At 46.6% G+C, this 21,729-nt stretch carries 15 protein-coding genes; 5 read left to right on the top strand and 10 right to left on the bottom strand.

The genetic code is table 11. The features are described from left to right. Positions 1-110 precede the first annotated feature (110 nt). Together porV and porU are read right to left on the bottom strand one after the other, a co-directional pair. Positions 111-1,280, bottom strand: a complete 1,170-nt coding sequence (gene porV / locus JUB15_RS08080) for a type IX secretion system outer membrane channel protein PorV (RefSeq protein WP_207511950.1) — start codon at positions 1,278-1,280, stop codon at positions 111-113. Positions 1,281-1,450: 170 nt separating this feature from the next. Continuing rightward, positions 1,451-4,879 (bottom strand): type IX secretion system sortase PorU, encoded by a 3,429-nt coding sequence (gene porU, locus JUB15_RS08075; protein WP_207511949.1) that lies wholly within the window; start codon positions 4,877-4,879, stop codon positions 1,451-1,453. Positions 4,880-5,179: 300 nt separating this feature from the next. Between porU and JUB15_RS08070 the strand changes: the two genes are divergently transcribed. Then, positions 5,180-6,763 (top strand): SUMF1/EgtB/PvdO family nonheme iron enzyme, encoded by a 1,584-nt coding sequence (locus JUB15_RS08070; protein ID WP_207511948.1) that lies wholly within the window; start codon positions 5,180-5,182, stop codon positions 6,761-6,763. Positions 6,764-6,904: 141 nt separating this feature from the next. Next, positions 6,905-8,188: a UDP-N-acetylmuramoyl-tripeptide--D-alanyl-D-alanine ligase gene (locus JUB15_RS08065; RefSeq protein ID WP_207511947.1), complete on the top strand. Its 1,284-nt coding sequence runs from the start codon at positions 6,905-6,907 to the stop codon at positions 8,186-8,188. A 141-nt stretch (positions 8,189-8,329) separates the two neighbouring features. On the opposite strand, the gene JUB15_RS08060 is transcribed toward JUB15_RS08065, so the two are convergent. From JUB15_RS08060 to JUB15_RS08050, 3 genes are all read right to left on the bottom strand, one after another. Further along, positions 8,330-9,148, bottom strand: coding sequence for a CHAD domain-containing protein (locus JUB15_RS08060; protein ID WP_207511946.1), 819 nt, complete (start codon positions 9,146-9,148; stop codon positions 8,330-8,332). A gap of 219 nt (positions 9,149-9,367) precedes the next feature. Continuing rightward, on the bottom strand, positions 9,368-10,531 hold the full coding sequence (locus JUB15_RS08055; RefSeq protein WP_207511945.1) for an O-succinylhomoserine sulfhydrylase: 1,164 nt from the start codon (positions 10,529-10,531) through the stop codon (positions 9,368-9,370). 262 nt (positions 10,532-10,793) lie between these two features. Next, positions 10,794-11,240, bottom strand: coding sequence for an OsmC family protein (locus JUB15_RS08050; RefSeq protein WP_207511944.1), 447 nt, complete (start codon positions 11,238-11,240; stop codon positions 10,794-10,796). 69 nt (positions 11,241-11,309) lie between these two features. Between JUB15_RS08050 and metX the strand changes: the two genes are divergently transcribed. Then, on the top strand, positions 11,310-12,323 hold the full coding sequence (gene metX / locus JUB15_RS08045) for a homoserine O-acetyltransferase MetX (RefSeq protein ID WP_207511943.1): 1,014 nt from the start codon (positions 11,310-11,312) through the stop codon (positions 12,321-12,323). Positions 12,324-12,334: 11 nt separating this feature from the next. Here metX and JUB15_RS08040 read toward each other — a convergent pair whose 3' ends face one another. From JUB15_RS08040 to JUB15_RS08030, 3 genes are all read right to left on the bottom strand, one after another. Next, positions 12,335-12,799 (bottom strand): GNAT family N-acetyltransferase, encoded by a 465-nt coding sequence (locus JUB15_RS08040; RefSeq protein ID WP_242696239.1) that lies wholly within the window; start codon positions 12,797-12,799, stop codon positions 12,335-12,337. 92 nt (positions 12,800-12,891) lie between these two features. After that, the gene (locus tag JUB15_RS08035; protein WP_207511941.1) at positions 12,892-13,332 is read right to left on the bottom strand and encodes a VOC family protein; all 441 of its coding nucleotides are present in this window, start codon (positions 13,330-13,332) and stop codon (positions 12,892-12,894) included. A gap of 141 nt (positions 13,333-13,473) precedes the next feature. After that, positions 13,474-14,202: a helix-turn-helix transcriptional regulator gene (locus tag JUB15_RS08030; protein ID WP_207511940.1), complete on the bottom strand. Its 729-nt coding sequence runs from the start codon at positions 14,200-14,202 to the stop codon at positions 13,474-13,476. Between the two features lie 126 nt (positions 14,203-14,328). Here JUB15_RS08030 and JUB15_RS08025 point away from each other — a divergent pair, with 126 nt between their 5' ends. Together JUB15_RS08025 and JUB15_RS08020 are read left to right on the top strand one after the other, a co-directional pair. Further along, positions 14,329-14,637, top strand: coding sequence for a hypothetical protein (locus JUB15_RS08025; protein WP_207511939.1), 309 nt, complete (start codon positions 14,329-14,331; stop codon positions 14,635-14,637). Between the two features lie 43 nt (positions 14,638-14,680). Further along, positions 14,681-16,840, top strand: a complete 2,160-nt coding sequence (locus tag JUB15_RS08020; protein WP_207511938.1) for a TonB-dependent receptor — start codon at positions 14,681-14,683, stop codon at positions 16,838-16,840. 81 nt (positions 16,841-16,921) lie between these two features. Here JUB15_RS08020 and JUB15_RS08015 read toward each other — a convergent pair whose 3' ends face one another. Together JUB15_RS08015 and JUB15_RS08010 are read right to left on the bottom strand one after the other, a co-directional pair. Then, on the bottom strand, positions 16,922-19,951 hold the full coding sequence (locus tag JUB15_RS08015; protein WP_242696238.1) for a TonB-dependent receptor: 3,030 nt from the start codon (positions 19,949-19,951) through the stop codon (positions 16,922-16,924). A gap of 253 nt (positions 19,952-20,204) precedes the next feature. Continuing rightward, positions 20,205-21,728 (bottom strand): TSUP family transporter, encoded by a 1,524-nt coding sequence (locus JUB15_RS08010; protein ID WP_207511937.1) that lies wholly within the window; start codon positions 21,726-21,728, stop codon positions 20,205-20,207. Position 21,729 lies beyond the last annotated feature (1 nt).

Here is a 21,729-nt window from a genome sequence, read left to right as displayed (position 1 = left end):
AAGCGCCCTGCTGTGCAGGACGCTTCAAATATATTCATTTCTACTTTTATGTGGTCTGTTTCAAATGCGCGAACGTCATTATCACATTATCACATTAGCAAATTATCAAATTATTCAACAGTTCCAATATCGTCGAGGTCGAAGATGAGGCCGAAACGCAGGGTGTTCGACAATGGGTTGCGGTTAACCCCTGAACCCGAAGGCACGAGGTAAGAGAAATTCAAACCAAACACATTGTATTTAACACCTAAACCAACGGTGAAATATTTACGGTTGCCTTTGTTCTTATCCTCATAAAAATAACCGGCGCGCACAAAGAACTGATCGTTATAAGCATATTCGGCACCCAGTGACAGCTGGAACTCTTTCATTTCTTCTTTGAAACCACCGGGCGCATCGCCAAATGAGCTGAACCAGCTGTTCACTACCGATTTGTTGCGGTAATCAGCTACCAGGCCAGAATCCACGCTTGGATCGTTTGTCCATTTTGGAGGCGTAGGCACCAGCAGTTTGTGCAGGTCGAGGCCAAATGTGATCTTATTAGCTTCATCAAAAGCTTTAGTGTAGGTAGTACCTAAGCTTAAGTTAGCAGGAATATAATCTTTCTGTGTTGCATCGTTCGTATAACCGATCTTCATACCGAGGTTGGTGAGGGTAGCGCCAAAATTCCAGCCACTGCCATCTTCGCCCACGCCTGTATAGAAGAAAGACAGGTCACCGGCTACTGCATTACCTGGTTTATAAGTAGTACCGGTTTGCGCCAGGTTACCGGCCAGGTTAGAGTGAATATAACGCAGTGCAACGCCCAGACCTATTTTATCTGATAATTTACGGGTATAACCGAAGTCGATACCGAATTCGCGCGGACGCCCGGAACCATAATCATTACCGCTTCCGTCGGTAAACTGGATATTACCCAGGCTGAAATAGCGAACAGAACCCGCGAGTGCCGCTTCCTCATCCAGTTTATAATAACCACTTAATGCCAGCAGATACACATCATTTAAGCCCAGGTCTTTTAACCAGGGCGTATATGTTAACCCTACGCTGAAGTTCTTTTGTGCAAAAGGTACTTTTGCGAGGTTCCAGAACGGAGAATTCGCATCGGCCGATGTAGCCACTCCCAAATCACCCATACCACCGGCACGGGCATCCGGAGAAATCCGTAAAAAAGGTACGGCGGTAGTTACCACATTTATGGTATCAGTTTGTGCTTTTACGGAAATTCCACCCAACAGCAGGAAGGCACCTACAGTTAGTTTTAAGATGTTTCGTTTCATTTTTTGAATTGTCTTTAAGGATCAGACCGCTCCAACGTTTTTCTCAATAGCAGTTTGGTATAATGAACTTACCCTTGCTTTTATATCAAAGCCTGTTGATGCGGAACAATAATGGTTTTGGGTAAAATTTCCTGTCGATAGATTGGCTAATATATGTTCAAAAATTGGGACTATAATATAAACAACTTTTCCAGCTTTTCCGCTGCTTTTCCGTCAGCTGTTTGTACCCTTAAGCGGTAAAGATACACACCGCGACCGATTTTATCACCATATTCATCTCTACCATTCCATTCCACGTCACTCGAACGGTTTCCGGGCGAAAATATTGTTTTTCGCAATGTTTTTACCAGCTTTCCTGTAATCGTATATACCTGAATATGTATAACTAATTCTTCCCCAGGCCTGTTATGCTCAAACCAGAAGGTCGTACGGGTGGTAAAGGGGTTAGGGTAGTTCAGTACATGATCCAGGGCAAAATGCTGGTCATTAACTACCCTGAAATCGAGTGTAGCCTCGCCCGAGTTATTGGCTACATCCCAGGCTTTTATGCTTAGGGTATGCATCCCAGGTGCCAATGCCGGCAGCTGAAAACGCACCGTTCCCTGGCGATAATTATTCAGGTCGCTTTCATAGAACTCATTCAACACATATTCATTTTTTTGATCATTGTCAAGTGTGGCTACCAGGTTGTGCCCAATGCCCGTACCGAGGATATTTATACCCGATGAATCGGCCAGTTTCAGCAGCAGTACAGGCCGTTCGTTTGTTATGCTGCCATTTACAAACTTTTCATCATTCAAATAAGCTTTTATAGCCGGCCCCTGCAAGTCGTTTACACCGTTTCCTGAACCACCAATGATCACGTTGGTCAATACCCCATTGCCATCTTTACTGCCATTGTCGGTATAGTAACTGATCTTGCCATTCCCATACTGGTAGCTGATGTCTTTCGGTACAATAAAACTGAAAGAAAAGCGGCCATTGTTCACTGTGGCCTTGCCTTTAAACAGGATATTCTTCTGTACCTGAACGGGCACCGGCAAACTGGCGGCATCATTGCCGAGGGTATTTACCGATTGCACTTTGTCAAAAATGGTGGGATATATAGTACCATTAAAATCGTTCAGGATGTTGCCGGCATTGTCCTGCACCGTTCCGCTGATGGTGTATTCCGACAAGGCTTTCAGGGTATCGGGCGTACTGCCGGTTGCCTGTCCGTTTATGGCTGTGGTCTTTACCTGGTAAGCGGGAAAGGCAAGGGTCATGGCCGGGTCGCCCAACAGTGTAAATTTACGGTTGTTGACCACATCGGTTAAAAAGTTATAAGTCACATTTTTGGCGTGGCGAACCGCTTCTCCCAGCGTACGGTAACTGCTATCGGACTTTTTTTGAAAAGCCGTTTTCAGGTAATTTTCATTCATTACCCGGTTACTGAAAGCAAATACCAGCCGGGTGGTAGTCATAAGCGCAATGGCGCCGGTCTTTTCGCGCAGCAACAGGTTTTCGCCAATGGAGCTTACCAGCGGATTGTCGTATGGCGCTACATCACAGGTGGCGGTAACAAACAAAGGCAGTTTGGCGGCATTGTTAAAACTGTTGATAATGTCCTGGTCAAGCACTACTTCTTCAGCCAGCCGGCGATAGCCGCCATGGCCGGTATAGTTCCATACCAGGGTGCCGTTATAAATTTTATTGTTGATGGCCTGGTTCACCGCCGGGTAACGGCTGCCTGCTGAATGGCTTTCCTGCGGAAATGCATCGAGGTAAATCTTATCGAGATTCTGCTGCGGTGCTGCGGCATTTACTGCCTGTGCCATGAGTTCCGCATCCTGCAGGTGCAAATTGTTATCCTCATCATCGGCCACGAACGTGCATTCATTGCGCCAGGGGCCAAGGCTTTTAACATCGTTGTAGGCGATGATCTTGTCTACTATTGCCTGGGCTTCGCGTTCGTTTTTAGCCGGAATGCGGCCAATACCGATATCCAGTAAATAGGTACCGGTTCCATTGATATCGTCATCATCGTTCAGCAGGCCAAAAAAGTCGTCGGAGGTATAGGTTGCCAGCGGATCGAGCGATACTGGGCTTTCCCAGGCCGGAACCAGGTTGGTATTGTTGCTGATGCGGGCCCTGTAATCGAAAGAAGCATCGCCAAAAAGCAACAGGTATTTGGGCGCTTTTGCAGAATCGCCTCCTGCCCGGTCGTAAAACATTTTAACGAGGTCACGCAGGGCGGCCGGATCGGGTGAACCGCCCGAAAATTCGTTGTACACCTGGTTTACGGTTACCACCAGGGTGTTCAACTTATCGCGCTGCTGGTGAAACCCGGCCAGCCGGTTTGCCTCTGCCAGCAGGCTGGGATGGGTGATGATGATGTATTGGGGTATGCTGCTTCCGTGCAAATTCTGATTGGGCACGGCACCAACTGCCCCTGGTATCAAAAAGCCGGCGGTACCGAAAGCAATGTATTCATGCAGGCGGCTGCACTCGTTGATGAACCGCCATTCGCTGCCATTCATAGAGCCCTGCATCCGAACCGGTTCCAGCGCATTGGTGACATCCCATACCTGCATACCGGCAGGCGCATTTTTAATGACGAACTGGCCTACATTGCCCGCGCCTACGCTGTTCCAGTCGCGAAAGGCCAGTTGGTTAATGCCGGTCATACTCAGATCAATGCGGGCTACTATTTCGAACCAATCGAGCCACCCCTGGCTGCCAGCGCTTCCGGGCGTATAATCGAACCGGACAGATAGCGGCGACTGACTGGTGCTGAAACCAGCCGATGACTGCGCTGCCATGGCAAATGCATCGTAAGATCCGGTCCCGGTGGCAGGCACTGCAAACTGAATAGCCTGCTGGTTGTTAACACTTACCGTAAACCTGCTGGCAGTACCGAAAGAGCGGGCCACACACGCTGCTGTGATCGTGGCCGGTTCTGCCAGCACATTGGGCATGTTCACTGTGTAGGTGCGGGTCAGCGTTTTACCGGCATTGCCGGAGAATTCTTCCCCATACCATTGCCGGCCGCTGCTAAGGAAATTCACGGTGTCCAGTTCATAGAACCAGTGTTGCGTGGCCCGGGTAATGGTGGTATTGGGCGAAGCGGTTATCCCGGCAGTGGCTAATCTTTTGCCATTTGGCCTGATGGTAAGATAGTAGTAAGCTGTGTCGCTATATATATTCCTTTGATGCCGAAAGGTTTTATTGGCTGAATCCTTCATCCAGGCATGGGCGCCCGGTGCATAGAACAACAGGTAATCCGATCCGTTCAAGCGGCCATCGCCGCCGTCTTCTACCCAAATGGCATTTTGAACCAGGTCGTCGGGTACGGTGTTGACCGGTTTTTCGGGGAGCATTTGTCCGCCGTTGCCATACAATTGTATGTTCGAAGAAGGCAGGTCTGCTGTATTTATGCCCAGGGAACTGAGAAAAGGGAGGTCAATTTTGTAGATGCCGGAAGCAGTTGTACTTATTTTATACCAATTACCCATCGCCAATACCGAATTGGCCGTATATGTACGTTGAGACAGGACCGGCATACAGGTTATGGCCAGTATGCCTGCCATCATAAGGCGGATAACAGGTTCGCTACGCATCCGTTCAAAAATAATTCATTTTAAACCATGTTAGCGGAAGGAAACTGGTACCCGGTAAAAAAATAATCCACTTCCCTGCGTGCCCGGCTCAATTATTGAATGTGGGAATACACGGTCAAAAAGCCCGGCGCGGTTTGACAATTTAACTAAGCCGAAACAGCCTGTAATACAGGTTCTTTTACTAAAAACAGGTATATTCGCCGTCCCCACGATCTTTGTGGAAAAGCAATATCAAAGCCGTACAATATTTGCATGTTAATAGCGTTTAACCAAATTGAACTAAAGGCAAAAGTCATCAAAATGAATTTGAAAAACCTATTTATCGTATTATCCTGCGCAGCCGCAGTTACTGCGTGTAAGTCCAACAAGAAGGAGAAATCTGACGTTACTGGTTGGAATTACAATGATAAAAACATGGGTGGATACCAGGTATCCCGGGAGAAAGAACAACGTACCGGTCCCGGACTGGTGTTTGTTCAGGGTGGTACCTTCACCATGGGCGCCACTGAAGAGGATGTTATGGGCGACTGGAATAACATTCCTACCCGCAAAACTGTAAACTCGTTCTACATCGACCGTACTGAGGTTGCCAATATTCACTACCGTGAATATTTGTACTGGGTAAATACGGTTTTTGATGGTGATGAATATAAAGATGTAAGATTAGGTGCATTGCCCGATACCCTGGTATGGCGCAGTGAGCTGGCTTACAACGAGCCTTTGGTTGAATACTACTTCCGCCACCCTTCCTATAATTATTACCCGGTTGTGGGTGTAACCTGGAGACAGGCACATGACTTTTGTTTATGGCGCAGTGACCGCGTAAACGAGAAAGCTTTATACGACAAAGGCTTCATCAATAAAACCGCTCTTAAAAACCTGCAGGGTCAGGGTCAGGAGTCGTTCAATACCAAAGCTTACCTGCTTGGTTTAACTACGCCTACGCCTGGCAACCAGGTTCGTTCTAAAAAGAACCCTTTAAAGAACCCGAACGGTACGCCAAGAACTACGGTAACTTTCGAAGACGGTATTTTGTTACCGAACTACCGCCTCCCGACAGAAGCTGAGTGGGAATATGCAGCGATGGGTTTGGTTGGTCAAAACCCCAACCCCAGCCGCAAAGAAGGCAAACGTGGTGAGGAGTTGATCACGAACAAACAAGTATACGCCTGGACACAGAACGTAAACGGTTTACGCGACAGCCGCCGCGGCGCATGGCAAGGTACTTTCCTGGCTAACTTCAAACGTGGTAACGGTGACAACATGGGTGTGGCCGGTGGTTTGAACGACCGCGCTGTATACACTGCACCGGTAACTTCATTCTATCCTAACTCATTCGGTTTATATAATATGTCAGGTAACGTGAGCGAGTGGACCGGCGATATTTATCGTCCGCTGACACCCACCGATGCTGATGATGTATCACCCTATCGTGGTAACCGCTATCAAAATGTTTACCGTAACAAAGACGGTGAATTTGAAAAAGACAGCCTGGGCCGCGTTAAAACAGTTAATGTAACTGACGAGGAAAGCAAAAACCGCCGTAACTATCAAAAAGGTAATGTGATCAACTACCTTGATGGTGACTCAATGATCACGGGTGTTGCCTACGGTACTACAGATGTTGCTGAAAACCTGAAAACCGGCCGTGGTTATGGTGTTAGCACCCTCATCAGCGATAAATCAAGAGTGATCAAAGGTGGTAGCTGGAATGACCGTCCTTACTGGTTGAGCCCCGGTACCCGTCGTTACCTGGAAGAAGATCAGGGAAGCTCTACTGTAGGTTTCCGTTGTGCAATGGATCGCCTGGGTAGCCCTGAAGGTAATGGCCGCAAGACCGGTATCAATTACCCCTCAAGACGCCAGAATACCAGAAAACGATAATTGGTTCTTCAAATTCTATATAAACCCCGATGGTTTCCATCGGGGTTTTTGTTTATGTTTTTTGTTTGTGGTTGCGAACCATAAACCACAAACCATAAACTCCCTGTTTGTGGGGCAAGCGTTGTCACTTAAATTTGCTATATGACGATCCAACAACTCTACGATATATATCTAAAGTATCCTTCGGTACAAACCGATACCCGGAAACTACAGGCGGGAGACATTTTTTTTGCGTTAAAAGGTCCCAACTTCAACGGCAATCAATTTGCTGCCGCTGCTCTGGCCGCAGGATCGGCTTATGCTGTTGTTGACGAGCCACCGGCCAGTGCCGACAGCCGGATCATTGTTGTAGACGATGTACTTACCACCCTGCAGCAGCTGGCAAAATATCATCGCCAGCAATTCAATATTCCCTTCATTGCCATTACCGGCAGCAATGGTAAAACCACCACCAAAGAACTGGTGCACGCCGTTCTTTCGACCAGCTACAAGACCTATACAACACAGGGTAACCTGAATAATCATATCGGCATTCCCCTTACTATTTTATCGGTTAAAAACGACGCTGAAATGGCCGTGATCGAAATGGGTGCCAATCACCTGCGTGAAATAGCCAGTTATTGCGAATACACCCTGCCTACCCATGGCATTATTACCAACTGCGGCAAAGCACACCTGGAAGGTTTTGGCAGTATTGAAGGGGTACGCAAAGGCAAAGGTGAATTATACGATTACCTGCGCGCCCATGAGGGCACCGCATTCGTAATGTGGGATTATGATTACCTGCAAACCATGAGCAAGGGCATAGCTACCATTGTTAAATATGGTACTGCAGCAGCGGCAGACATAACCGGTACCGTTCAACAAAGCGAACCGTTCCTGGCTGTGGCCATCAATAAAGGCGCAGATCTGCCGGTCATCAAAACGCAACTGGTAGGCGCTTATAATCTGCCGAATGTACTGGTAGCAGTAACTGCCGGTAAATTCTTCAAAGTGCCCGATGAAAAGATAAAAGCGGCCATTGAGCATTACACGCCGTCGAACAGCCGCTCGCAGCTGATAGAAAAGAATGGCAATAAATTCATTTTGGATGCTTACAACGCGAACCCCACCAGTATGAAAGCCGCCATTGAGAATTTTGCCGGCATTCATGCGAGCAACAAAGTACTGATGCTGGGCGGCATGGCCGAACTGGGCCAGGAAAGCCTGCAGGAGCACCAGGCCATCATCGACCTCATTAAACAACATTCATGGAAAGCGGTTGTACTGGTGGGTGGTGATTTTTTAAAACTCGAACATCCTTTCATCAAAATGGCCAATTCCGCCGAAGCTGCTGCGTGGTTCAACAGTCAACAATTCAATGATACCTATTTTTTGATCAAGGGATCCCGCAGCATGCAGATGGAAAAGGTATTAGCCCAGTAAGCAGTTGGCAATTTACATTGGCAATTTGCAGTTTGCAGTTGGCAACGCCACTCCAGTATCAATCGTCATCGGCCGTTTCACAGCTTCCCCCAATAAAATCGGCGTTAGCCCATTCACCATTCACCATTGACCATTCACCATTCAAAACGTATGTTCTAATTTCAACAGCTGCACCTGCTGCAACAATTGCTGCTGGCGGGATTCTTTTTCCTGTTGCCACGAGTTATGTAATTCCTGTAGGGCTAACTTTTCTTCTTCGTGACAATTGGCGCTATAACCCGACTGCAACAACGAAATGGCGATGCATTGATCATTAAAATCGCCCAGGCGGGAAGCCATATCGCTCAAAGCTTTTTCACTCTGCCAACCACTTACCGGGAATGGAATACCCCAATCGTTCTCGAAAATGCGAATGTTATAGATAAGGTCCTTTATTTCCTTGCGCATAGTATGCAGATCATCTTCCTGCTCTGCAGCCAGTAGTATAATATGAATGGCTGCTACTTTCTGATGGACGAATTGTATAATGGTTTCATTGCGCAGTTGACGCGGCAACTCTTTCAAAAGATTGTTCACCATTTTTTTGAAGCGCATTTCTTCAATGGCCCTAACCGTTTCCTCTTTATAAGTAAACAATTGCTGTTTCCAGCGGCTGATACAAACAGGTAATTCGGCTGCAACCGGCAAGGCATGCAGTTCTACCAAAAATAGTTGCAGGTCTCTAACTTTACCACAATGGTGATACAGGGATCGTAGTTTAGAGGGCACCTGGAGGTTGCCGGCATCTTTTTCCAATTGCAGCAGGCGTAAAAAGGCCCTAAGTCTTTTGTAGTCGACACGCAGGTCATGAATATCTTCCTGGTCAAAAGAGCCGGGCAGGCGATCACTATGCCATTCGATACGATCGGTGTGCCTGACGATCACTTCTTCCAGCGCCTGCCGTTTCATATTCTTTTTCACTAAAAGTTACAATTTTCCTGCCTGTTCTTAAAATACAAACGGGTTGGAGAACCAACCCGTTTACCAGCTCAATTTTTAAAACTTTTTATTATGAAAAAGAATCAGTAATAAAGTTACTTTTCTAAAATAAAATATGCTATGATGACAGGCATTCAAAAGAATGATTATCGTCACTGCGACAAACGAGGTGTGCCACACTTTGAAGTGTGGTACACATAACTAACAATTTTCGAGTGCCTGGCGAATATCGTTAATGATATCTTCCGCATGCTCGAGGCCAACCGAAATACGTATTAAACCAGGCGTAATGTTAACTGCCAGCCGTTCTTCCTCGGTGAGTTTGGCATGTGTGGTGCTGGCCGGGTGTGAGGCAATACTTTTGGTATCGCCCAGGTTGGCGGTGAGTGATAACATTTTTAAATTATCAAGGAACTTGCGGCCGCTCTGTAAACCGCCCGCGAGCTCAAAACAAACGATTCCACCGCCATTCTTCATTTGCTTCAACGCAATCCGGTGCTGGGGATGGCTGGCGAGGAAAGGATACTTCAGCCATTTGATCTTTGGATGTCCTTCCAGTGCTTTGGCGAGCAGTAAAGCATTATTGCCATGACGTTCCATACGCACATCCAGGGTTTCGAGGCTCTTGCTCAGCACCCAGGCGTTAAAGGCCGATAAAGCCGGACCTGTACTGCGGCAGAATAAATAAATATCGTGGATGAGGGACTTCTTACCTACAATAACGCCGCCGAGTACACGTCCCTGCCCATCGATCCATTTGGTGGCGGAATGCACTACCAGATCGGCGCCAAAATCAATGGGACGCTGATTTACCGGGGTAGCAAAACAATTGTCGACATTCAAAATAAGGTTGTGTTTTTTAGCAATGGCCGACACGGCTTCCAGGTCTACGATCTCCAGACCGGGATTGGTAGGCGTTTCAACGTAGATCATTTTGGTGTTGGGCCGAATCGCTTTTTCCCATTCCTCCGGTTTGTCGGCCGGCACGTAGGTGTATTCAATACCAAATTTGGGCAGGTATTTGGTGATCACGGTATGGGTGCTGCCAAAAATGGCATTACATGACAGCAGGTGATCACCTTTTTTCAGCAGTGCCATGAACGAAGCAAAGATGGCGCTCATGCCCGATGCGGTGGCATAACCAGCCTCAGCGCCTTCCAGGGCACACATTCTGTCGATAAACTCCTGTACGGTAGGATTGCTGAAACGGCTGTAAATATTATCATCGGTTTCATCGGCAAAAGCCGCCCGCATTTCTTCGGCATTATCGAAGCAGAAACTGCTGGTGAGGAACATGGGTGAAGAATGTTCCATTTCGTTGGTACGATCGGTATGAATGCGTATTGCTTTGGTTATGGGATGCATGAAAATGTTTATGGTTTGTTGTTTATAGTTGTAGTTACCGTACACCGGAAGCCCTTTCAGGTTACAAGTTGCAGGTTACCGGTTACTGGTTTCCAGGGGCCGGTTTTTGCCGGGGCAGCGTTCTGAACGGCGATATACGCCGTCGCTCAAGGCTGTGGCGTACAAGTGTGCGACGCAACAGGCGCCGATAGTAGCACTTAAGCCGGCTCCAAAATAATCGTTCTTTCCGACCTCTGGCTTCCGACTTCCGACCTCCGACGTCTTACTGCTGACTTCCGACTTCCGATTTCTGATTCACCCTTACTTCCCATTTCAGGTCGCCACCGGCGCGACGCAGGGTTTCGGCCACGGAGCAGTATTTATCCATCGACAGCTCGCAGGCGCGCCTGGCTTTATCGGGATCAATATTGCCGGTAAGCTCAAAAACAATGGTCACATCCTTCCAGAGCGACGGCTCTTTGCCGGCTTCCCGCTCTCCTTCTATTTTCATGCTGAAACCTTCTACGGTCTGACGTTGCTTTTTTAGTATACTTACGATATCTATACCGCTGCACCCTCCCAGTCCCATCAACAGCATTTGCATGGGGCGAACGCCGAAATTGGTTCCTCCGCCCTCCAGGCTGGTATCTATACGTACCGTATGGCCATTAGCATCTTTCGCTTCAAATCCATAGTCACCTTCGACCCTTTCCAATTCAATTTTTATCATGGTAAAGATTTTTGCAAATGTAATTCATGCAGGCATTTACTTTGCACCCTTAATTATAGCCAGGGGCCAATGAAGCAATTTGAATATAATCAACCTTTCAAACTCGAAAACGGGCAACAACTGCCTTCATTAACCATTGCATATCATACTTATGGAACGTTAAATGCCGAAAAAAACAATGTGATCTGGGTATGTCATGCACTTACTGCCAACTCCGATGCCGCCGACTGGTGGAAGGGAGTGGTGGGTACCGGCTGTGTAATTAACCCCGAAAACTACTTTATTGTTTGCGCCAACATTCTGGGTTCATGTTACGGCACCACAGGGCCATTGAGTATCAATCCCAAAACGGGAAAAGTTTGGGGGCACCAATTTCCGCTGATCACCATTCGCGATATGGTAAATGCACATATTCTGCTGCGCCGGCATTTGGGCATTCAATCCATTCACCTGTTGATGGGCGGCAGCATGGGCGGTTACCAGGCGATGGAATGGAGCCTGATGGAGCCTGCGGTGATCAAGAATCTGTTTTTGCTGGCCACTTCTCCCACCGAAAGCGCCTGGGGTATTGCGGTGCATGCCACCCAACGGCTGGCCATTGAGGCCGATTGCACCTGGCAGCAGGATACGCCCGAAGCGGGACAAAGAGGGTTGAAAGCCGCCCGGGCCATCGGCATGCTTACCTACCGCAACTACGGCATTATGGTGCAGAAACAAACTGATGCCGACGCCGAAAAACTGAACGATTACAAAGCAGCTTCCTACATCAATTACCAGGGTGATAAACTGGTGAAGCGTTTTAATGCATACAGCTACTGGCTGCTTACAAAAGCGCTGGATACCCATCATATTGGCCGCGGCCGCGGCGGTAATGCAGAAGCGGTGCTGAAAAGTATTAAACAAAGGACTTTACTGATCGGTATTTCCAGCGACATACTTTGTCCGCTCGAAGAACAACGCCATATGCAGCAACACCTGCCCGACTGCACGCTGGTAGAAATTGATTCAGCGTATGGGCATGACGGTTTTATGGTGGAGGTGACGAAGATCGGCGAGGTGCTTAAAGCATGGCTAGCCGGTTAGATGGCTGCCCGTTAAGGGCCAACCCAATTGGCGCTTGCAAGCACAACCGAAGTATCGATCTGCCGGAGGGGAATGTTCCAGTATTTGCGGAGCAAAAGCTCTTTTTCATCATGCGAAACCAGCCGGAAACCATGTTTTTTATAAAAGCTGATAGCCCAGTCCGCATCAGCCCAGGTACCTATCAAAATGGGTGTTGATACCAATGTTGACAGGTGTTGAAGCAGCTTTCCCCCGATACCATTTTTCCTTGCAGCCGTGCGAACATAGGCGTGTCGAATTAAATTAACGTCCCCCTTATCCTGGATGCCCATTACAGCAATCATTTTTCCGCCCTCGACGTAACACCAAAATTTAACACCATCGTTAACCTGAGCCTGCAATTCGTCAAGAGACATATAAGGCTCATGCCATCTATCTGCCGGAATAACTCCCTTATATGCGGACGCACCGTCATTAATGATCTCCTGAACAATCAAAAGGTCGCTGTTATTTACAGGGATTATCATTGCTTCACTCGTATTTTTTTAAAAATACAAATAAATAAGCAATCGGATCCAGCAGATACAGTTTATAAATGATCTATCGGAAGATGTGTAATAACATTCCCCTTTTCGTCTAGCGGTATGAATGTATTCCAGGATATCTCCCAAATATTTCCTTCAAGATCCTGCATTAAAAAACAATATCCACCGAATGGCGGCGCTTCGGGCTCCTTTAAAATTTTGACTCCTCTACTCTTAAACAACGCATATAACTCTTCCACCTTTTCTTTTGAATCTACCATATACGCCAAAACGAAGGACCGAAAGCCATTTCCAGCTGCCGGCACTTTTGCAAATTCTGCGAGCTCTTTGCGCCCGTACAGGCTTAATAAAAACCCATTTAATTTAAAGAAGATAATGTCTTTGTTTTCGGCAACCGGTTTCCAACCGAATTTTTCGATATAAAAATTACGCATTGCCTGCAGATCTTGTGCGCCTAGCGTAATTACACTGAGTCTTTGTTCCATCGTATGTAAATTTTTATATTTTTCCGAATGTTTACACGAACACAATCCGATCAGGGATACAAATAAAATTGTTCTGCAGATCATTTTTGCCTGCAAATTAACCCCTGTTAACAGGCCAAGCTTTGGAAAAATGCGACAACTTTATAATTGCGATGGAACAAGGCCAGCGTATTTTTTTATGTCATTGCATAAATGGGCGTGATCATAATAGCCACATTCGTAGGCTATTTCAAGCAAACTTTTTTGGAAATGGTATTTCTTTATACTTTGCAACGCAAACTCGTACCGGACAAAATTGATGAATGCCTTGGGAGTTAAACCCACCTGTTGTTTGAAATTCCGTTCCAACTGCCTTTTACTGATATAGTGGCTCCTGGCCAATGAATCAACGGTGACCAGTCCCTTCCTGTTTTTGATGCTTGTGACAATGGGCATTATAGTTTGCCGCGGTGCGCTCATTCGCAGTAGATAGAACCGGTTGAGATAATTTACAAGATCTTTTCTTATGCAGCTGATATCGGGAACCAGTTGTTTCTGGAATTCAATAGTGGTGTTTGTGAGCTCATGCAAGGAATCATAATTATAAAAATAGGCAAAGGCACCCGCTTTAAATCGAATACCTATTATACTGGTATTGCATGGATGCTTAATTTTTTTGAACCGGGTCATTGTGCCAACCAAACCGGCCGTACCGCTTTTGATCACGAGATCGCTTTCTGTATGAAGATCTTCACCCAGGTTGATGAGAATATCTACACAACCATCGGGCATTATTCTGGCAGCGGGTGTTTCAGATAGGCTCGTCACCTGCCAGTAGGCCTCGATAAAAGGAGCCAGTTGGGGATGTGGTTGAAATTGCGCGTAGTGCATTTTTCTTCTGCTAAAGTAAACTTTTTTACACTCGTTCCTTTACCATAAAATTAATGTGCCAATCACGCCAAAAAGAACCCATCTGCTCCCCTGCCCGTTACAACCAATAAATACTATCTTTGGGCAGTGAAAAAGCTGCTGACCTTTTTATTACTCATCGTTACCATAGCGGGGGCCATCATTCCCTGTTGTATGGCCGATGAATGCGATAATAAAACCAGCGCCTCGCATCAGCCGCATCCAACGGATAACGAAGAAAAAGGCAACTGCTCGCCTTTTTTTGCCTGCGGCACCTGCGCCCATGCCGTTGAGATCATTTCACGGGTAAGTATAACGCTGCCAGAATATGCGGTACGAACAACTTATTATCATTTCTATGTAGAGAAATTATCCAGTTATCATCCTTCTCTCTTCCAGCCTCCCCGCGTCGGTTAACATCGACCTATCCACACCTTTATTAATCACATACTACAGGAAGATGAAGTACCTATTGACAGGCATTATCCTGTGCTGCCTTATTGTTGCGGCACAGGCTCAATATACATTTAAGGCAACGATCAGGGGCGGTGAAGAAAAAATGCCACTCCCCGGCGCTACTATTCTTTGGAAAGAACAAAACAGATCCGTTCTGGCCGACAGCAATGGCGTGGCCCTTATTACCGGGATTACTGCCGGACGTCAAACTTTTCTTATTACGTATATCGGCTTTGAAGAAAGAACGGTTAGCTACACATTTCCGTTATCAGATACGGCTACCATTGACATTGAGCTGGAGCAACACGAAGAAGAACATGAGGAGGAAGTGGTGGTAACAGCCACGCGGATCAGCAGGACCATTGCCAACATCCCCACCCGGGTAGAAGTTATTTCAGGGGAAGAACTGGCTGAAAAAGCCAACATGAAACCCGGTGATATCAGAATGCTGTTAACGGAAAGCACCGGCATTCAAACACAGCAGACATCAGCCACATCTTTCAATGCCGGCATCCGCATCCAGGGACTTGACGGCCGGTATACACAAATGCTGCGTGATGGTTACCCGTTGTATGCAGGCTTTTCCGGCGGCCTTTCTATTTTGCAAATAGCGCCGCTCGATCTGAAACAGGTGGAAGTTATCAAAGGATCGGCCTCTACCTTATATGGTGGCGGCGCCATTGCGGGATTGGTAAACCTGGTATCAAAAACGCCCGGTGAAAAACGAGCGCTTAATTTCCTGGCTAACGGTACAAACGCCGGCGGCCTTGATGTAAGCGGCTTTTACAGTGAACGGTACGGTAAGGTTGGCCTGACATTTTTTGCATCGCGTAACAGCAATAAAGCGTATGACCCTGCAGACATTGGCCTCACTGCTATTCCCAAATATGAACGATACACGGTAAATCCTCGGTTATTCCTCTATGGAAAAAAAACAACTGCTGATGCAGGCATCACCTATATCACCGAAGACCGTACCGGGGGCAGCATGAATTATATCAGGAACGGTGAAAGCGGATTTTTTGAGAAGAACAATACAGACCGCATCATTACTCAATTCGGCGTTGCGCACAGATTGAATAACAATACCACGCTTCAATTCAAGAACAGCTACAGTCGTTTCGACCGGGTGATCACTATACCTGGTTACCAGTTCGACGCCCTGCAACAATCTTCTTTTTCTGAACTCACCTGGAACAGAAAAGGAGAAAAAGCCGACTGGGTAATTGGCGCCAATGTATTGACCGATGGCTTAAATGAAGTGGAACATAACTCTGGCCCTTCCCGGGATTATCACTACAATACATTTGGCATTTTTATACAGAATGCCTGGACTGTTTCTGATAAACTTGTCCTGGAAAGCGGTTTAAGGGGTGATTACGTAAATGAATATGGGTTTGAGTTGCTGCCAAGGGTTTCGGCTATGATCAAAGTATTGCCGAACCTTACCACCCGCATTGGCGGCGGCTTTGGCTATAAAACACCCACCATCTTTACAGAAGAAGCAGAGCGAATGCATTTTAAAGCCTTGTTACCAATTGACATCAATAGATCAAAAAATGAACGCTCCATCGGCGGTAACTGGGACATTAATTACCGTACTCACATCGGGGACCTGGGCGTTAGCTTCAATCATCTGTTCTTTTATACCCGGTTGAATAATCCACTGGTGATCACTGTGGGTGCGGGCGGCGCTTCCACTTTTGTAAACTCAACGGGCCATCTCGATACCAGGGGAATGGAAACCAACCTGCGGTTGTTATATGGCGATTTCAAATTATTCCTCGGGTATACGTATACGGATGCGAATACGCATTTTAACAACAAACTGGAATGGATGCCGTTAACTGCCCGGCACCGGCTGAACAATGTGCTGATGTACGAAAAAGATGAAAAATGGAAATTGGGACTGGAAGCGTATTATTTCAGCAGGCAACGATTGAATGATGGCAGTTTGGGTAAATCCTATTGGATAACCGGATTTATGGCGGAAAGGGTTTGGGAGAAATTTTCCATTTACATCAATTTTGAAAACTTCACAGACACGCGCCAGTCAAGGTTTGATGCTATTTATACCGGCAGTATTGATAATCCCCTCTTCAGGGATATCTATGCGCCGGTGGAGGGATTTATTATGAATGGTGGGATGAAGATCAGGTTGTAAGAAAAATAACCCCGCTGAAAGGCGGGGTTCACTATTAAGATATGTATAGATCGATTACGGTATCGGTCTAGAAATAACCGACTACTTCAACAAGCCATCAACCGTAAACGCCACATAATATAAGCCACCGATGGTTGGCCCGCCCGCATATTGAATGTAACGGTTGTTCAACAGGTTGGCGCCGCCTGCTTTGATGCTTGCATTTACTTTTGGAATGCGATAGGTTACCTGGGCATCGAGCGTATTGTATGAAGAAATAGTACCTGTTACCAGCGGGCTTTCCCACAGGAAGGCATCCTGCCATCTCCACACGATATTGAACCCAACATTTTTAAATACTTCGCGGTTACCAAATGAAAGATTGGTGGTCCATTTTGGCGTATTGAATCCTGTTACGAAAATATCGTCGGTCTTATTCGATCTCATCTGGTTGAAATTCACATTCCCCGCAATGGTATATTTTTTATAAATATTATAGGTGATGCCCAACGCAGCGCCGTAGTTGTAATAAATATTCTTTGCATTCGTATACACGCGGTAACGTTCCTGCCCCTGGCTGGCCGCATTAGCTCCACTGGCCGTAGTAGCATCGCGGTTGCGGTCGAGCATGGCGATCACTGCCGCATCGGAACCTACGGTTTCTCCCCTGGGAACATATACCTGCACCTGACCCAGGAAACCGTCGTATTGGTTGGTATAAGCGTCCACATCAATGATCACTTTATTATTCAGGAGAATACTTTTATAACCGATCTCAAATGAAGTGATCCTTTCCGGACGCGCCCTGGGCAGGTTGGCCACTACCAGCAGGTCCCGATTAGCCAACGCGGCTGCGTCGGTATTGCCTGCAGCACTTACCGCTGCATTGAAATTAATTACCGAGCTCTGGGTATAACTATTTTCAAGATAGCCCAATCCCTCATTGATATAGGATAAACTACCAACGCGTTTTACCCGCCCATTATTTACATATGATAATGCTTCAAACAGCGCGGGAAAACGGAATCCCTGCTGATAGGTAAAGCGGAAATTATGCCGTTGACTGGCCGTATATACAGCCGCCAGGCGTGGCGTAAACTTGGGATCAAACTCCGGATTGTAATCGTAGCGCAGGGAGCCAAATAATTTCAACTTCTCGTTGAAGAAGGTTTTGGTAACCTGTGCAAAGGCGCCGAACTTTTTATAATATACATTGCTGCCAAAATCATTGCTATCCGGCACTTTACCATCTACCATCACCGGCTTATTCCTTTCCTCGATCGGCCGGCCGAAATCAACGAAATTGTTGCCATCGGGAATGACCTCGTAGATACGTGCATCACCACCTACCAGCAGATCGATCACCTTCACATATTTCGACAGGTCCCATTGCCCTTCGGTATGGTACATGCGACTCTTTTGGATCAGGGCAGAACCACCAGTGGCTGGTGCATCAGGAATAGTGCCTGATCTTATATCCCAGTTGTTGATCCCGATGATGGTATTTTTCAATTGATCAAACTCAGGTGTGCCGGGCTCAACACGGCCAGCATCGGCTTTATCCCGTGCAAATTGATTGGCAGCGGCCAGGTTAGCAGAGGTTAGGCCGCCATTGAGGTTGGCATATTCTGTAAGCGCATTTTTATATTTTGTAGCCCAGGCATTGCTGGAACCGCCACTCGCGAGGTCGAGATTGTCGGCCAACGGTTTAACATTGTAGGAATTGCCGGTGTTCTCAATGGATACATAACTGCGCACTACATAATTGGTACCTTTCAATTCCAAATGATGATTCTGCACTTTTACATCATCGAGGCGGATCTTATTTCCCCGCTGAAATACGCCATCCATTTGCCCGAAACGATAGGAATACGAGAGCTCGGCATTTTCAGTAATGCGGTAATGCGCAGCAGCATCTACTTTTAAATTGCTCACTTTTGGACTTACCAGGTCAGTCTCCCAATAGCCCGTGCGCACTACCCGTAAAGTTTGATTAGGTTTGCCATCAATGGTAAGACCACTAATGGATGATGTGTTACTTCCAGCCAGCGCATCGTCGCCATACCTGTTCCAGCCGTCAAATGCTATATTATTAGCGCCATCGAGTGAAGGGAAGTTAGGGTTTGCGCTTTTGAGGTTGTTAGGGTTTTGATCGAGCCGGGTATTGGAACGCCAGTCGACGCCCTGCATATAACCCACATTCACTTTGAAAGCAAACTTATTATTAAAGGCTTTTGCATACCGGATGGCCGACTCCGTTAAAACAGCTGCGCTATGATCCCTATTATCCACATGATTTACCCCTGTTTTGTGATAAATGCTCAATCCCTGGGAATTAAACGGATTTTTAGTAAGCAGGTTAGCCATGCCGTTAATGGCATTCATACCATATAAAGCGGAGGCGGCGCCGGGTGTGATTTCAACGCTTTGGATATCCAGTTCCGTGGGACCGATCGCATTGCCCAACGGCACACCCAGGGTAGCAGCCTGCATATCTACCCCATCAACCAACTGCATAAAACGGAAATTATTAGGAATATTGAAGCCGCGGGTATTCGGCACTTTGAACGTTAAACTGGAAGTTGTCATTTGTACGCCTTTTACATTTTCGAGCGCATCGTAAAAATTAGGTGCAGGCGTTTCGCGAATGGCGCGGATATCGAGTTTTTCAATAGCCACCGGTGATTTAAGAATGTTTTCCGGAACCCGGGAAGCTGTTACCACCACTTCGTTCCCCAGTACCGTTTGGGTAACCATGGCCACCTGTAATTTGGAGCCCAGGCTTTTTACTTCCAATTCCTGTGGTTTAAATCCAACGGAAGAAAAGACCAGCGTAAATGGTAATTTTTGTTTGGTGCGTAAGATAAAGCTGCCAGCGTTGTCGGTGATCGTGCCGGTTACCGATCCTTTGATCTGCACACTTACATCGGGCAAAGGCTCGTTCTTCTCCTGGTTTATAACGGTTCCTGAGATCTCAATGAGGGCTACTGCCTGGGAAAAGGATAGCGAGCGTATCAAAAGAGCGGCGGCTACCAATACGCCGTATTTCATGCTCCTGCTCTTACTTAGCTGACTGAATAGGCCAATGTATAGCGGTACACCTGCCCAACGTGAAGGATTTGCAGTCTTCATATTCGTTCATTTAATTTTGGAATAGCCTATCGTTTTAATAGACTATATGCTTATAATAAATCCCGGCACTGTTCTTTGTCCGGGTGTTGAAAACATTTAATCTATTGTTTTAATAGACTAATAAGACATTTAAAAACCCGGCCAAGAACTACCGGGATCCAAACAAACGCAAATGTAGTCGATTAAATTAATAGACTAATTAAATATTTAAAATCCCGGTCAAATTTTTGCCGGGATATATTAAATATATTTATCAAAAGATCTTTACAATGATCCTCAGGCTCCAGAATATTACCAATAACCCCAATAAGATCAGCGATGTCTTACGGGGTAATTTTCCAGCCAGTTTTGCAGCTAATGGCGCAGCCAGCAAACCGCCTATTACTAACGCCACGATCACCTGCCAATGCTCCAGCCCCATCAATGTAAAAAATGTAAATGCGCTGGCCAATGTAACAAAGAACTCGGTAAGGCTTACGGACCCTATTACAAAGCGCGGGCTGCGGCCTTTGGTTATTAATGTAGTGGTTACTATGGGTCCCCAGCCACCGCCGCCAAATGAATCGAGGAAACCGCCTATACCGGCCAGCCAGCCGTAGTGTTTGAATTTCTTCTTTATCTTCTCGTTCTTGAATGCATTCCAAAGTATACGTAAACCCAGCAGCATGGTATAGCAGGCTACCACAGGTCTTACATAATCTGCATTCAATCCGACCTTTGTTAACTTATACAATAAATAAGCCCCCAGCACCGCACCGAGCACGCCGGGAATCACCAATGCCTTGAAGAGCTTCTTGTTTACGTTCCCAAATTTGTAGTGACTGTAACCTGAAGCGCCGCTGGCGAACATTTCTGCCGTGTGAATACTACCACTCATGGCAGCCGGGCTTACCCCTGCTGATAAGAGAATGGTAGCGCTGGTTACCCCATAACCCATTCCCAATGCACCGTCTACTACCTGCGCCAGGAAACCGGCCAGCAGCATCCAGTGGAAATTCTTATCCAGCTGTTGATACCATTTTACCGTATCGTCGGCTATGCGTTGAAAGGGCAAATAGGAGAATATAAAATGGCCTATAAGCATCAGGCCGAAGGCAACCAGAGAGTAGGTAGCAATTTTGCGCCAGCGTCTTTCCCTTTCTACATTATCTTTTTCAACAAGTATGCGGGTGAGCTCATTCAGGCGTTTTACCTTGTATTCAAAATTTCCATTGAGTTTGTTCCTTACTGCATGCAGGTTATTGATCATGTCGTCCAGTTCATTCGGTAACGCATGGTTCAATACCTCTTTGATCCGTTTGGCAGCAGTAGGCGATTTGCCATTGGTTGAAATAGCGATCTTCAGATTTCCTTTTTGCACAATTGAGCTCAGGTAAAAATCACATTGCTCGGGCGTGTCAGCTACATTTACAAGGATCTTTCTTTCCTTGGCAGCGGCACGAATGGCCTGACTTGATTCTTTTTCGTTAACCGCAATTACAACCAGGTCTTTATTTTCCAGATCGGCTTCCTGGAAAGCGCGTTCATGGAGGGTAACGTTGGGATGATGTTTCGCCAACCTGCGTACTTCATCGGAAATGCTTTTAGCAACAACAGTGACCGGAGCTGCAGGTGAATTCCCCAGCAGCGCAGATAATTTTTCCAGGCCTACTTTACCTCCGCCTACCAGTAATACTTTCAATTCTTCCAGTTTTAAAAAAACGGGAAATAAAAGATTGCCCTGGTCGGCGGAAGCGACAGCTGTTTGTTTTACCGGTATCTTTTGTTCTGTTGACATG

Source organism: Longitalea luteola (assembly GCF_017356035.1).
In the GTDB taxonomy this organism is placed as follows: Bacteria; Bacteroidota; Bacteroidia; order Chitinophagales; family Chitinophagaceae; genus Niastella; species Niastella luteola.
This window is presented reverse-complemented; position numbering and strand designations above follow the sequence as displayed.

Bases quoted from the DNA above. Each gene is read 5' to 3' on its own strand.
- JUB15_RS08030 (WP_207511940.1), bottom strand. From the start codon at position 14,202: ATGCACTACGCGCAATTTCAACCACATCCCCAACTGGCTCCTTTTATC.
- porU (WP_207511949.1), bottom strand. From the start codon at position 4,879: ATGCGTAGCGAACCTGTTATCCGCCTTATGATGGCAGGCATACTGGCC.
- JUB15_RS08035 (WP_207511941.1), bottom strand. From the start codon at position 13,332: ATGGAACAAAGACTCAGTGTAATTACGCTAGGCGCACAAGATCTGCAG.
- JUB15_RS08050 (WP_207511944.1), bottom strand. From the start codon at position 11,240: ATGATAAAAATTGAATTGGAAAGGGTCGAAGGTGACTATGGATTTGAA.
- porV (WP_207511950.1), bottom strand. From the start codon at position 1,280: ATGAAACGAAACATCTTAAAACTAACTGTAGGTGCCTTCCTGCTGTTG.
- metX (WP_207511943.1), top strand. From the start codon at position 11,310: ATGAAGCAATTTGAATATAATCAACCTTTCAAACTCGAAAACGGGCAA.
- JUB15_RS08070 (WP_207511948.1), top strand. From the start codon at position 5,180: ATGAATTTGAAAAACCTATTTATCGTATTATCCTGCGCAGCCGCAGTT.
- JUB15_RS08010 (WP_207511937.1), bottom strand. From the start codon at position 21,728: ATGTCAACAGAACAAAAGATACCGGTAAAACAAACAGCTGTCGCTTCC.
- JUB15_RS08015 (WP_242696238.1), bottom strand. From the start codon at position 19,951: ATGAAGACTGCAAATCCTTCACGTTGGGCAGGTGTACCGCTATACATT.
- JUB15_RS08065 (WP_207511947.1), top strand. From the start codon at position 6,905: ATGACGATCCAACAACTCTACGATATATATCTAAAGTATCCTTCGGTA.
- JUB15_RS08020 (WP_207511938.1), top strand. From the start codon at position 14,681: ATGAAGTACCTATTGACAGGCATTATCCTGTGCTGCCTTATTGTTGCG.
- JUB15_RS08055 (WP_207511945.1), bottom strand. From the start codon at position 10,531: ATGCATCCCATAACCAAAGCAATACGCATTCATACCGATCGTACCAAC.